We start from the raw sequence: 12873 nt of genomic DNA on the forward strand, positions 1-12873 counted from the left end.
ACCGAGCTCGGTTCATGCCCTGCATCTTGCCGCTTCAGTTGCGGCTTGAAGGGCCGAAGAGCCCCCACAAGCCCCCGTCATTTGTCTGGGGCTGGATTTGCCCGTATTTCATCGCAGTGACCGGTCGGGCCGGCGTCATGATGTTTCGGCAACCAGGCCCATCCCGGCTTCACATCAAATAGAGCAAGAGACATATGCAACCCGATACCTCGGCCGGCACCACCATTTCCCTGTCGCGCACCGCAGACCTTGTCCTGATGCTGGCCTTGATGGTGGGCGCCTTGCTGGCGCTGGCCATTGGCCAGCAGTTCGATCAGCTGGGCCTGGCCTTTACCGGCTCGCTGCTGCTGCTGGGCATCGCGGCTGCCGTCTTCTTCATGGCCAGGGGTACAACGGCGTCGCGTCTGGTGCTGGCGGCGGCGGCGATGATGATGGTGGCGCTGCAGATCCAGCTGGCGCGGGGCATGCTCGAGTTTCACTTCGGCGTCTTCGTCACCCTGGCCCTGTTGCTGATCTACCGTGACTGGCGGCCCATCGTCGTGGCGGCGGGGGTGATTGCGGTCCACCACCTGGGCTTTGACCGGCTGCAGGCCGGAGGCGCCGGCATTTACTGCCTGACCGAGCCCGACTTCGGCCGCGTCATGATCCATGCCGGCTATGTGGTGGTGCAGACCGGCTTCGAAATCTATATGGCCCTGCGCCTGCGCGAGGCCGCGCAGCAGGGCGACGAGCTCAGCCGGCTGGTGGACCACATCAATGCCCGCGACCAGATCGCGCTCGATGTGGGCCGCTTGGAGGCCGACACGCCCGGCGCGGCGGCCCTGAAGGCGGCGCTGATGCGTATCAACAATGCGCTGCAGCAGGTGCAGTCCACGGCCTCCAGCATTCAGGTCGCTTCGGGCGAGATTGCCTCCGGCAACCAGGACTTGAGCCAGCGCACCGAGCAGACCGCCAGCAGCCTGCAGCAGACCGCCTCCAGCATGGCCCAGCTGACCGGCACGGTGGCGCAGTCGGCGGACTCGGCGGCCCAGGCCAATCAGCTGGCCGGTTCGGCCGCCGAGGTGGCCCGCCGCGGCGGCGCGGTGGTGGCCGAGGTGGTGACCACGATGGACGAGATCAACACCAGCTCCAAGCGCATTGCCGACATCATCGGCACCATCGACGGCATCGCCTTCCAGACCAATATCCTGGCCCTGAACGCGGCCGTCGAGGCGGCGCGTGCCGGCGAGCAGGGCCGCGGTTTTGCCGTTGTGGCCTCCGAGGTGCGCAGCCTGGCCCAGCGTTCGGCACAGGCCGCGCGCGAGATCAAGACCCTGATCAGCGCCTCGGTGGACCGGGTCGAGTCAGGTGCACGCCTGGTGCAGGACGCGGGCGCGACGATGAGCGAGATCGTGGCCTCGGTGCAGCGCGTGACCGACATCATCGGCGAGATCAGCGCCGCCGCCAGCGAGCAACGCAGCGGCATCGGCACCGTCAACACGGCGGTCAACCAGCTCGATCATGCGACGCAGCAGAACGCCGCCCTGGTCGAGGAATCGGCCGCCGCAGCCGAGTCGCTGAAGGCTCAGGCCCAGGCGCTCAGCGGCGTGGTCGGCACCTTCAGGCTGCAGCGCTGAGCAGATCGAACAGCGTGCGCGCCACCACCTTGGTGGCGCCGCGGAGGTCGCTCAGCACGACATGCTCGTCGGCGCGCTTGGCATTGCTCTCCAGCACCGTGCGCGGCCCGGCGCCGTAGATCGCGGCCGGAATGCCCTGCTCGCCGTACAGCCGCACATCGGTGTACAGCGGCGTGCCCGAGGTCGGGATGGGCTCGCCGAACACCGCCTCGCCGTGCTTTTGCAGCGCTTGCACCAGGGCCTTGTTGCCGGCCAGCGGCTTGAGCGCGCGGGCCAGCAGCAGGCGCTTGATGTCCACGGTGACGCCGGGGCAGGCGGCTACCGCATCGGCTATCACCTGGCGGATGCTGGCCTCGACGGCCACCGGATCCTCCTCGGGAATCATCCGCCTATCGAGCTTGAACACCACCTTGCCGGGCACGACATTGGTGTTGGTGCCGCCCTCGATGCGGCCGACGTTCAGGTAGGGGTGGGTGATGCCTTCAACGGCTGAGGTGACCTGTTTGTAGAGCTGGTTCTGCGCGTACAGCGCGTTCAGGATGGCCACCGCCGCCTGCAACGCATCGACGCCGGTATGCGGGATCGCGGCGTGGGCCATCTTGCCGTGCACCGTGACCTCCATCTGCAGGCAGCCGTTGTGGGCGGTCACCACCTGGTAGCTGAAGCCGGCGGCCAGCAGCAGATCGGGCTTGGTCAACTTTGCAGCCAGCAGCCGGCCGGGGCCCAGCTCGCCGCCAAATTCCTCGTCGTAGGTGAAGTGCAGCTCGACGCCACCCTTCAGCGGCAGGCCCAGCGACTCCAGCGCGCGCAGCGCAAAGGTGTAGCTGGCGAAATCGCTCTTGCTGACGGCCGAGGCGCGGCCGTAGAGCTTGCCATCGACCACCTCGCCGCTGTAGGGGCCGTGGCTCCAGCCCTCACCGGGAGGCACGACATCGCCATGCGCGTTCAGCGCGATCACCGGGCCGCCCTCGGCATAGCGGCGGCGCACGATCAGGTTGGTGATGCTTTGCAGGCCGTAGGCCTGGACCTCGGCCGCGGGCACGGCATGCTTTTCAGCCGCCAGGCCCATGGCAGCCAGTAACTCGGCCGTGCGCTCGGCGTGGGGCGCGTTGTTGCCGGGCGGGGTGTCGGTGGGCACCTGGACCAGGGCCTGCAGATAGCGCACCTCCTCGTCGAAGTGGGCGTCTATCCAGGCGTCGAGTTGTTCGTGCGGTGTGCTCATAGCGATTCCAGCAGGCCCTGAAAGGCCCGCACGCAGAGCTGGGCGTCGTCGTTGGTGATCGACTCCAGCGGGTTGTGGCTGATGCCCGAATTGGCGCCGCGCAGGAACAGCATGGCCTGCGGCATCGCCTCGTGCAGCTTCATCGCGTCGTGGCCGGCCCCCGAGGGCATGCGATGGACCGGCAGGCCCAGGCCGGCGACGACGGCCTCCCAGCGCTGCTGCCAGGCCGGATCGCTGGGTGCGGCCGAGGCGCTCTCGGTCTGCGTCAAGGTCCAGTGCAGGCCGCGGCGTTCGCAGATCCGCCGCAGCTCGGCCTGCACATCGGCATCCAGTGCGTCGCGCGCTGCATTGGTGGTGGCGCGCAGGTCGAGGCTGAACAGGCAGCGGCCGGGGATCACATTGATCGAACCGGCCGGCACCTGCAGCATGCCCACCGTGCCGACGACGTTGGGTACCGAAGCGGCACGCTGCTCGACATAAAGAATCAGCTCGGCGACCGCGGCAGCTGCGTCACGGCGCCGGTCCATCGGCGTGGTGCCCGCATGCGAGGCCATACCGGTGACTTCGCACAGATAGCGCACATTGCCATTGATCGAGGTGACGACGCCCAGCGGCAGATCCATCTCGTTGAGCACCGGCCCCTGCTCGATATGGACCTCGACGAAGCCCAGGTACTGCGCCGGATCGCGCTGCAGTGCGTTGATCGCCTCAAGTGTTGCCGGCAGGCCGGCCGCCAGCATCGCCTCGCGCATGCTGATGCCCTCGGCATCGCGCTCGTCCAGCCAGGCGGGCTTGAAGCGGCCGATCAGCGCGCCTGAGCCGAGAAAGGCGGCCTTGAAGCGCTGGCCTTCCTCCTCGGCAAAGCCGACGACCTCGAGGCCGAAGGGCAGGCGGCGCTGCTGACGGTGCAACTCGCGCACGCAGGCCATGGGCACCAGGATGCCCAGGCGCCCATCGTACTTGCCGCCGTTGCGCACGGTATCAAAATGCGAGCCGGTCAAGAGGCGCTTGTCGCCGGTGCCGTGATAGATGCCGACGACATTGCTCAACGCATCGATCCTGACCTCGTCGAAACCGCACTCCAGCATCCACTGCCGCAGCTGCGCGGCGCAGGCGCGGTGTGCCTCGGTCAGGTAGGTGACGGTCAGCTGCCCCTGCTCCTTGAAGCCCGGGTCGCTGTGCACGGCCAGCGCCTCGGCCCAGTCCCAGACCTGATCGCCCAGGGCCGGCACCACGCCGAACTTGTCATTCAAACGAACTTCGGCGATGCGGTGGATATTGCGCAGGCACTCGGCGCGCTCAAAGTCCGGGTGGCCGGCCAACCGCCGCGCAAAGGTGGCGATGATCTCGGCCCTGGGCAAGCCCTGGCCCCGCGGCCCGCGCACGGCGAGGATGAAGGGCCAGCCGAACTTGGCGTTGTAGTCGGCGTTGAGCTGCTGGATGCGCGCGAACTCCTCGTGTGTGCAATCGGTCAGGCCGGCCTTGCTCTGCTCGTTCGTCGATTCGGCGGTCAGGCTCTTGCTGACCATGGCCTTGCCGGCCAGCTCCGGGTGGGCGCGTATCAGGCCCAGCTGTTCGTCGGGTGCGGCCTCGCGCACCACACGGGCAAGCTGATGTTTCAGATGCGCCAGGCTCTGGAACGGGCGCGCAGCGGCGGCGCGTTCGGCGATCCAGGGCGAGTGTTCGTAGGTGCCGTCCAGCAGGGCGACGAAGTCCGCCGCGCTGGCGGCATTCAGGTGTTCCAGCGTCAACATCAATCATGACTCCCAGATAAAAGCGGTGTTGGCGTCGAACGGTTGGGTGGCGCGCCAGTGGCGGGCGATGTCCACGCGGCGGCAGACCCAGACGCGGTCATGCTTCTCGACATGGTCCAGAAAGCGCTGCAACGCGCGCATGCGGCCGGGCCTGCCCAGCAGCCGGCAGTGCATGCCTATGCTCATCATCTTCGGCGCTTCGGCGCCTTCGGCATAGAGCACGTCGAAGCTGTCGCGCAGGTACTCGAAGAACTCGTCGCCATGGCTGAAACCCTGGGGCAGGGCGAAGCGCATATCGTTGCAGTCCAGCGTGTAGGGCACGACCAGGTGCGGGGCCAGATCGCCATCGCTCTTGCGCACATTCAGCCAGCACGGCAGGTCGTCGCCGTAGTAGTCGCTGTCGTATTCGAAACCGCCGTAGTCGGCGACCAGACGCCGGGTGTTGGGGCTGTCGCGGCCGGTGTACCAACCGGAGGGGCGCTCGCCGGTGAGGCGCTGGATGATGTCCATGCCGGTGTCCATGTGCTGGCGCTCCTCGGCCGGCGGCATGTTCTGGTAGTGGATCCAGCGCCAGCCGTGGCAGGCGATCTCGTGGTTCAACTCGACAAAGGCTTGCGTCAGCTCCGGGTGGCGTTCCAGCGCCATAGCCACGCCGAACACGGTCAGCGGCAGCGCGCGGCTTTCGAACTCGCGCAGCAGGCGCCAGACGCCGACGCGGGAGCCGTATTCGTAGATGCCCTCCATGCTCAGATGCCGCGCGGCAAAGGCCGGCGGGTTGAACATCTCGGACAGGAACTGCTCGGAGCCAGCGTCGCCATGCAGCACCGAGTTCTCGCCGCCTTCCTCGTAGTTCAGGACGAACTGCACGGCGATGCGGGCCTGGCCGGGCCATTGCGCATGGGGCGGCTTCTCACCGTAGCCGATCAGGTCGCGGGGATAGCGGGCGTTTTGTAGTTGGCTCATGCTTGCAACGCGCTGGCAAGGTCTTGCACGCGCGGGTTCAGTCTCAGATTGGCCTCGACGTTGCCGAGGTGGGCGTCCAGCAGCTTCAGGGCGGCGCTGGCGTCTCGGCGCTCCAGCGCGTCGACTATTGATTCATGCTCGGCCTGCGACTCGGCGGCCGAATGGGCGCTCTGGTACATCAGCGCGATCAGCGAGCTGCGCGACAGCAGGTCGGTGAGGATCTGCGCCAGCACCTCGTTGCCCTGCAGCCGGGCCAGGATCACATGGAAGTCGGCCAGCAGCCTTGTGCGCCCAGGCACATCGGTGCGGCCCACGGCCTCTCGCTCGGCCGCCAGATGGGTGCGCAGCTGAGCAATCTGCGGCTTGCTGATGGTCTGGGCCAACTGGGTGATCATCGCCGCCTCCAACATCTTGCGCACCTCGAACACCTGGCGCGCCTCATCGACGCTGGGCTGGGCGACGAAGGCGCCGCGGGCCGGCTCCAGTGTCACCAGGCGGTCGCGGCTGAGCTGGTTCAGCGCCTGGCGCACCAGGGTGCGGGAGACCTTGAAGATGTCGGCGATCTGCTGCTCGGCCAGCTTGGTGCCGGGCATCAGCCGCCGCTCGACGATGGCCTGGGTGATGGACTCGGCGATGCGTTGCGTGGCCGATGGCGGTGTTTTGGCGGGCATTGTGTTCCGAAGTGTATACACTTTGCCTTCTCGACAGAAACACAGGATGAATGCGATGGGCAAGCTCACCACCCATGTGCTGGACACCATGCACGGCAGCCCCGCCGCCGGCATGGCCGTGCGCCTGTATCGCCTGGACGGGCCGGCGGTGCAGCCGCTGAAATCGCTGCTGCTGAACGCCGATGGCCGGGCCGATGGCCCGTTGCTGGAGGGCGAGGCGCTGGAGGCCGGCCGCTACCGCCTGGTGTTCGGCGTGGCCGACTACTTCAGGGCCCGTGGCGTCGAACTGCCCGAGCCGGCCTTTCTGGACGAGGTGCCGCTGGACTTCGGCATTGCCGACGCCGATTCGCACTACCACGTGCCGCTGCTGGCCAGTCCCTGGAGCTACTCCACCTACCGGGGCAGCTGAATGAGGTCTTGGCGGGCGCTGGAGCAGGCGCTGGCACAGGGACCGGCTGTGCTCGTCAGCGTCGCCAGGGTCGAGGGCAGCGGGCCGCGCGAGGAGGGGGCCTGGATGGCGGTGACACCCGCGCGCGTCTTTGACACGTTGGGCGGGGGCCAGCTGGAGTTCGAGGCCATTGCCCAGGCCCGTGCCTGTCTGGCGGCCGGCTCGGTCACCGAGCCGCTGCGCCGCTACGCTTTAGGCCCCAGCCTGGGCCAGTGCTGCGGAGGCGTTGTCCATTTGCGCTACGAGTGGCTGGGTGCGGAGCATATCGCCGGCCTGCGCGAGCGCCTGACCAATGAGCAGGGGCAGCTGTCGGTGGCCTTGTTCGGCGGCGGCCATGTCGGCCGGGCCATCGTCGAACTGCTCGGCCGCTTGCCCGCTCGGGTGCAGTGGGTGGACAGCCGCGACGAGATCTTTCCGCCCGGGCTGCCCGACAACGTCGTCGCCGAGCATTCCGACCCGGTGCAGGCCGCCGTGCAAGACCTGGCCCCGGGCGCCAAGGTGCTGATCATGAGCTTCAGCCATGCCGAAGACCTGGACATCGTCGCCGCCTGCCTGCATCGTCGGCGCGAGCGGGGCGATCTGCCCTTCATCGGCCTGATCGGCAGCAGGAGCAAGTGGGCGAGCTTTCGCCAGCGGCTGGACGCGCGCGGCTTCACGGCGGCCGAGTTGGCCGGGGTGACCTGCCCGATCGGTGTGCCGGGCATAGCCGGCAAGCAGCCCGAGGTGATTGCCGTGGCGGTGGTCGCCCAGCTCCTGCAGCGCTGAACCCTGCACCAAGTCAATCGGCATCAACGCGCTGATGCCTGACGGCTGCCACGTGCTTTGATGAATAGTCCGTTCGGACTATGGCAAGCCCCAGGGCCGCGCGGACGCATTTCATCGAAGCACTCGATGATCCAAGCACCCAATGGGAGACATACACATGAAATCGACTTCTGCACTGTCCAGCTTGGCCGCCGCCCTGCTGCTGGCCGCCGCCCCCGTCAGCTCCGCGCTGGCCTGGAACACCCTGGACGGCAATGCGCCGCTGGTGATCGCCCACCGCGGCGCCTCCGGCTATCTGCCGGAGCACACACTGGAGGGTTACAAGCTGGCCATCCAGATGGGCGCCAACTACATCGAGCCCGACCTGGTGATGACCCGGGATGGCGTGCTGGTGGCTCGCCACGAGCCCATCATCGGCGACTCGACGAATGTCGCCAGCCTGGCCCAGTTTGCCGGCCGCAAGACCACCAAGACCATCGACGGCGTGACCTATGCCAACCAGTACTTCGTCGAAGACTTCACGCTGGCCGAGCTGAAGACGCTGGGCGCCAAGCAGACCCGAGCCGGCCGCCCGACCACCTATGACGGCCAGTTCCAGGTGCCCACGCTGGACGAGGTGATCGCCCTGGCCAAGGCCCAGAGCATTGCCACCGGCCGCCAGATCGGCATCTATCCCGAGCTCAAGCACTCGACCTATATGCAGGGCGTGTCGCAAAGCCTGGGCTTCTCCAAGACCTATTTCGAGGACAAGCTGGTCTCCACGCTGCACGCGGCCTACGGCAATACCGGCAATGCGCCGGTCTTCATCCAGAGCTTCGAGATCTCGAATCTGCAGTATCTGAACCAGCACACCGACATCAAGCTGGTGCAGTTGGTCGATGCCGACGATGTCAATGCCGACGGTTCGATGTCCCTGGTGGCGCCCTATGACCGGCCCTATGACGTGGCGGTGAAGAACGGCAAGCTGACATTTGCCGACATGGTCAGCGATGTGGGCATGTCCTTCGTCGCCACCTATGCCGACGGCATCGGTCCCTGGAAGCCCTATCTGCTGAAGACGGTGGCCGATGGCGTGGACCGTGACGGCGACGGCGTGATCACCGGCAAGGACCGCCGCGTCGATGGCAGCACCGGCGTGATCGAATCGGCCCATGCCAACGGCCTGTTCATCCACACCTGGACCTTCCGTAACGACGCCTCGTTGCTGGGCTATGCCGATCCGCAAAAGGAGATCGAGGCCTATCTGAAGCTGGGCGTGGACGGTATCTTCACCGACTTTCCCGACACCGGCGTGGCCGCCGTTGCCGCGCTGACCCCGGTGCCCGAGCCCGAGAGCTATGCGATGCTTTTGGCCGGCCTGGGCGTGCTCGGCCTGCTGCGTCGCCGTCAGTCGCGCTGATGCAGATATCGCAGTAACTGCAAATCTGCTTGTTTTGCCTGCGCGCGATCCCCCCGCGACCCGGGGGGGATGCGTGCAACAAATACCGGGTCTGTGCGATAGCGCACGGATTGGGGCGCTCGACGCGTGCAGACTGCGGTCCATGTACAAGCCCTATGTATCTCCCGGCACTCAGGGTATCGAGCCCCGTAGGCCGCTGTTGTGCTGCCCCCGCTGCAAGGGCCAGGTGCAACGCATACCGCGCCGCCTGATCGACCGCCTGCGCAGTCTCTTCAGCCCGGTGCGGCGCTTTCGCTGCCCAGCCATCCCTTGCGGCTGGGTCGGCAATCTGCCCGCCGGCGATCGCAGCCGCGACCAGCCCGCAGACGGCAGCAACTACATCCTCTGAGCGAGGCAGGTCCAGCCAAGCGCTGGGCTGATTGCCGCGGAAAAGTGTATACACTTGCGTCTACACGTCGCCGCGGCGCCGGTGCGCAGGCTTCGGTCGAGGTGGGCGCGCCTTCAGCGCGACGCTCGGCCGGTTCACAGCGCCCGCAGTGGTGAGCCGCCACCCGTCTGGATCCGTGACCCATGGACGCTTACCTGCTCGACTGGGCCAATCTGCTGCTGCGCTGGCTGCATCTGATCGTGGGCATTGCCTGGATCGGCGCCTCGTTCTACTTCGTCTGGCTGGACAACCACCTCGTCAAACCCGAGTCGCCCGAACTCAAGGCCAAAGGGGTCGATGGTGAGCTGTGGGCCGTCCATGGCGGTGGCTTCTACAACCCGCAAAAGTACATGGTGGCGCCACCCTCGCTGCCCCAGCACCTGCACTGGTTCTACTGGGAGAGCTACTGGACCTGGATGAGCGGCTTCGCCCTGTTCGTCACCCTCTATCTGTTCAATGCCAGCACCTTCTTGATCGACAAGCGGGTGCATGACTGGGGCGCGCCGGCGGCCATCGCCGCGGCCCTGGGCTTTCTGGCCGCCGGCTGGCTGGTCTATGACCAGATCTGCCGCCGCTTCGGCCACACCAAAGACGGCAGCATAGGCAACGACGGCCGCGTGCTGGGCCTGATCGCCGTCTTCATCGCCTTGGCCTGCTGGGCCGCGACCCAGCTGTTCGCCGGCCGGGCCGCCTTTCTGATCATCGGCGCGATGATTGCCACCATGATGAGCGCCAATGTGCTGGTCTGGATCATCCCGGGCCAGAAGCAGGTGATTGCCGATATGCGCGCCGGCCGGCCCGTGAATCCTGTGTTCGGCCAGCGCGGCAAGCAGCGCAGCGTGCACAACACCTATTTCACGCTGCCGGTGCTGATTGCCATGCTCAGCAACCACTACGGCATGCTTTACGGCCACGCACACAACTGGGCCGTGCTGCTGCTCTTGATGGCGGTGGGCGTGCTGGTGCGCACCTGGTTCGTCAAGCGCCACAAGGGCGTCAATGCCTGGGGTCTGATTGTTGCCGCCGTCGCCCTGCTGGCCGGACTGATGGTCTGGCTGGCGCCGGCTCCCGTGGCAGCGCCGGCCTCTGCGCCTGTGCCGGCCTATGCCCAGGTGCAGGCCATCGTCAACGAGCGCTGCGTGATGTGCCACAACGCCCAGCTGGCGAGCAAGAACGTGCAGCTGCACAGCCCCGAGCTGATCGCCCGGCATGCCTTGCAGATCAAGCAGCAGGCGGTGCTACTGAGGCTGATGCCGCAGAACAACGCCACCCAGATCACCGAGGCCGAGCGGGCGTTGCTGGGGCGCTGGGTGGATGCCGGCGCGCCGCTGCACTGAATCGACCCACCGGGGCGGACTGTCGATAATGGGGTCATGACGACCCCCACGCCCGATCCCCGTCGCGAGCCCCGGCAGTTTTTGCAGGCGCTCTACCAGGCTGCCGTGCAGCGTGCGCTGCCGGCGCTGAACATGGCCTCCTGCCTGCCGCCGCCACCCAAGGGCCGCACGCTGGTGCTGGGCGCGGGCAAGGCCGGTGGCGCGATGGCACAGGCGCTGGACGCGCTGTGGCCCGCGACAGCGCCGCTTTCAGGCCTGGTCATCACCCGCTATGGCCATGTGCCGCCGGACTATCTGGCGCGGCCAGGTCGCATCGAGGTCGTCGAGGCCTCCCATCCGGTGCCCGACCGCGCGGGCGAGCTGGCCGCGCAGCGCATCGTCGCGCTGACCGAGGGCCTGACCGCCGACGATCTGGTGATCTGCCTGATCTCCGGCGGCGGCTCTGCGCTGCTGGCCCTGCCTGCTGAAGGCCTGAGCCTGGCCGACAAGCAGGCGGTGAACCGGGCGCTGCTGAAGAGCGGCGCCAGCATCGACGAGATGAACTGCGTGCGCAAGCACCTGTCGGCCATCAAGGGCGGGCGGCTGGCCGCGATGTGCGCGCCGGCCCGGGTGCTGACCCTGTTGATCAGCGATGTGCCCGGTGACGCGCCCGAGGTCATCGCCAGCGGCCCCACCGTGCCCGATTCGACCAGCTGCGCCGATGCGCTGGCCATCCTGAAGCGCTATGACATTGCCGTGCCCGAGGCCGCCCGCGCGGGCCTGGAGAGCGGCGCCTTCGAGTCGATCAAGCCCGGCGACCCTGCGTTCACCGGCCAGCAGGTGCAGATGCTGGCCACGCCGCAGCAGGCGCTGGAGGCCGCCGCGGCGCTGGCCCGTGCGTCCGGCCTGGAGGCCCACATCCTCAGCGACGAGATCGAGGGCGAGTCGCGCGAGGTCGGCAAGGTCCATGCGGCGCTGGCCCGGGCGGTGGCCCGCCATGGCCAGCCGTTCGCGCGGCCCTGCGTGATCCTGTCCGGCGGCGAGACCACGGTGACCGTGAAGAGCTCGGGTGGGCGGGGCGGGCGGGCCAGCGAGTTCCTGCTCGGCTGCGCGATCGCGCTGCAGGGCCAGGCCGGCATCTGGGGCCTGGCCGCCGACACCGATGGCATTGACGGCATCGAAGACAACGCCGGCGCCCAGATGGCCCCCGACACCCTGGCCCGGGCTGCGGCGCTGGGCATGAAGGCGCAGGACTTTCTCGATGCCAACAATGCCTACAACTTCTTCAAACCGTTGGACGATCTGCTGATCACCGGGCCCAGCTTCACCAACGTCAACGACTTCCGGGCTTTGCTGGTCTTGTAGCGCTTGTAAATCTGCTGCATGACACGCCAGCTTTTGCTAAGGTAGACGGCACGGGCGTGCCGGTTCCGGGGCGCCGAGTGGAAAGGGGCTCGATATGTCTGCAGCCACGCGTTTCATCCACGACCAGAACGCCTTGCCGACCATGCCCGAGGTGGCCAGCGCGCTGCTGGGTAGCCTTGACGACGAGCGGCTCAGCCTGGACTATCTGTCCCGGCTGATTGCCCAGGACCCCAGCCTCTCGGCCAAGGTGCTGCGGCTGGCCAACTCCACTCACTACAGCCCCTCGCACCAGGTAGACAAGCTCAGCGACGCCGCGGCGGCCCTGGGCCTGCAGACGCTGCGCAATATCTCGATGGCGGCCTGTATGTCGGATGCCTTCCCTCAGGTGCCGGGCCTCGACCGCAAGCGCTTCTGGCACCACAGTCTGGCCACCGCCGGCTACGCGCACATGCTGGCGCGCTGGCTGCAGCTCGATGGCGAGTCGGCCTACCTGGCCGGCCTGATGCTGCGCACTGGCCAGTTGCTGATGGCCCGGGATGATCCGGACCAGGTGGCCGATGTCGAGGCCCATGCCCAGGAGCCCGGCAGCCGGTCCTCGCTGGAGATGCATCGCTTTGGCTGCACCCATGCCGACGTGACCGCCGAGCTGGCGGCGCTGTGGCATTTCCCCGCCGGCCTGATCGAGGCCTTCAAGGATGCCAGCGAGCCCATGGACGTGCGTCCGTTCTCGCTGCTGGCCGGTGTGCTGCGCATGGCCGAGATACTGGCCGATGCGCTTGATGCCGGCCAGTCACCACGCAAGGCGCTGCAGCAGGCGGTGCCTGATCTGCTGCAGCACCTGCATCTCGATCTGGACTGGCTGGAGGCCAAGCTGGCCGCCGCCGGTGACCCGGTGGCGGGCATGGACAGCCTGCTTCATTGATTGAT

At 67.3% G+C, this 12873-nt stretch carries 12 protein-coding genes; 8 read left to right on the forward strand and 4 right to left on the reverse strand.

All coding sequences use genetic code 11. The features are described from left to right. Positions 1 to 194 precede the first annotated feature (194 nt). Entirely contained in the window at positions 195 to 1616 is a 1422-nt protein-coding gene (locus DES47_RS13625) for a methyl-accepting chemotaxis protein (protein WP_133701251.1), read from the forward strand. Here the strand turns inward: DES47_RS13625 and DES47_RS13630 are convergent. The 4 genes from DES47_RS13630 to DES47_RS13645 are packed head-to-tail and all read right to left on the reverse strand — an operon-like array spanning position 1600 to position 6226. Beyond that, a complete protein-coding gene (locus DES47_RS13630) occupies positions 1600 to 2838 on the reverse strand; it encodes a M20 family metallopeptidase (protein WP_133701252.1) in 1239 nt (412 codons plus the stop codon). The two genes, DES47_RS13625 and DES47_RS13630, sit on opposite strands and share 17 nt — an antisense overlap. Further along, positions 2835 to 4595 (reverse strand): 2-oxo-4-hydroxy-4-carboxy-5-ureidoimidazoline decarboxylase, encoded by a 1761-nt coding sequence (uraD, locus tag DES47_RS13635; RefSeq protein ID WP_133701253.1) that lies wholly within the window; start codon positions 4593 to 4595, stop codon positions 2835 to 2837. Before uraD ends, DES47_RS13630 begins: the two co-directional genes overlap by 4 nt. After that, entirely contained in the window at positions 4596 to 5555 is a 960-nt protein-coding gene (puuE, locus tag DES47_RS13640; protein ID WP_133701254.1) for an allantoinase PuuE, read from the reverse strand. Further along, on the reverse strand, positions 5552 to 6226 hold the full coding sequence (locus DES47_RS13645) for a GntR family transcriptional regulator (protein ID WP_133701255.1): 675 nt from the start codon (positions 6224 to 6226) through the stop codon (positions 5552 to 5554). Before DES47_RS13645 ends, puuE begins: the two co-directional genes overlap by 4 nt. A gap of 55 nt (positions 6227 to 6281) precedes the next feature. Between DES47_RS13645 and uraH the strand changes: the two genes are divergently transcribed. The 7 genes from uraH (at position 6282) to DES47_RS13675 (ending at position 12868) form a co-directional block, all read left to right on the forward strand. After that, a complete protein-coding gene (gene uraH, locus DES47_RS13650; protein ID WP_133701256.1) occupies positions 6282 to 6635 on the forward strand; it encodes a hydroxyisourate hydrolase in 354 nt (117 codons plus the stop codon). Then, positions 6636 to 7439 (forward strand): xanthine dehydrogenase accessory protein XdhC, encoded by an 804-nt coding sequence (gene xdhC, locus DES47_RS13655; RefSeq protein ID WP_133701257.1) that lies wholly within the window; start codon positions 6636 to 6638, stop codon positions 7437 to 7439. A 157-nt stretch (positions 7440 to 7596) separates the two neighbouring features. Next, positions 7597 to 8838, forward strand: coding sequence for a glycerophosphodiester phosphodiesterase (locus DES47_RS13660; RefSeq protein WP_133701258.1), 1242 nt, complete (start codon positions 7597 to 7599; stop codon positions 8836 to 8838). Between the two features lie 226 nt (positions 8839 to 9064). Further along, positions 9065 to 9226 carry a hypothetical protein gene (locus DES47_RS28725; protein WP_208114993.1) on the forward strand — a complete coding sequence of 54 codons (162 nt, stop codon included), beginning with the start codon at positions 9065 to 9067 and terminating at the stop codon, positions 9224 to 9226. Between the two features lie 182 nt (positions 9227 to 9408). Next, entirely contained in the window at positions 9409 to 10602 is a 1194-nt protein-coding gene (locus tag DES47_RS13665; protein WP_133701259.1) for a urate hydroxylase PuuD, read from the forward strand. Positions 10603 to 10638: 36 nt separating this feature from the next. Continuing rightward, positions 10639 to 11946, forward strand: a complete 1308-nt coding sequence (locus DES47_RS13670; protein WP_133701260.1) for a glycerate kinase type-2 family protein — start codon at positions 10639 to 10641, stop codon at positions 11944 to 11946. Positions 11947 to 12040: 94 nt separating this feature from the next. Beyond that, the gene (locus DES47_RS13675) at positions 12041 to 12868 is read left to right on the forward strand and encodes an HDOD domain-containing protein (protein ID WP_133701261.1); all 828 of its coding nucleotides are present in this window, start codon (positions 12041 to 12043) and stop codon (positions 12866 to 12868) included. The last annotated feature ends 5 nt before the right edge of the window (positions 12869 to 12873 follow it).

The sequence above is a fragment of the Roseateles toxinivorans genome, from assembly GCF_004362525.1.
Lineage (GTDB): Bacteria > Pseudomonadota > Gammaproteobacteria > Burkholderiales > Burkholderiaceae_C > Paucibacter > Paucibacter toxinivorans.

Coding starts and splice junctions, on each gene's coding strand:
- puuE (WP_133701254.1), bottom strand. CDS start 5,555: ATGAGCCAACTACAAAACGCCCGCTATCCCCGCGACCTGATCGGCTAC.
- DES47_RS13670 (WP_133701260.1), top strand. CDS start 10,639: ATGACGACCCCCACGCCCGATCCCCGTCGCGAGCCCCGGCAGTTTTTG.
- DES47_RS13645 (WP_133701255.1), bottom strand. CDS start 6,226: ATGCCCGCCAAAACACCGCCATCGGCCACGCAACGCATCGCCGAGTCC.
- xdhC (WP_133701257.1), top strand. CDS start 6,636: ATGAGGTCTTGGCGGGCGCTGGAGCAGGCGCTGGCACAGGGACCGGCT.
- DES47_RS13625 (WP_133701251.1), top strand. CDS start 195: ATGCAACCCGATACCTCGGCCGGCACCACCATTTCCCTGTCGCGCACC.
- DES47_RS13665 (WP_133701259.1), top strand. CDS start 9,409: ATGGACGCTTACCTGCTCGACTGGGCCAATCTGCTGCTGCGCTGGCTG.
- DES47_RS13660 (WP_133701258.1), top strand. CDS start 7,597: ATGAAATCGACTTCTGCACTGTCCAGCTTGGCCGCCGCCCTGCTGCTG.
- DES47_RS13675 (WP_133701261.1), top strand. CDS start 12,041: ATGTCTGCAGCCACGCGTTTCATCCACGACCAGAACGCCTTGCCGACC.
- DES47_RS13630 (WP_133701252.1), bottom strand. CDS start 2,838: ATGAGCACACCGCACGAACAACTCGACGCCTGGATAGACGCCCACTTC.
- uraH (WP_133701256.1), top strand. CDS start 6,282: ATGGGCAAGCTCACCACCCATGTGCTGGACACCATGCACGGCAGCCCC.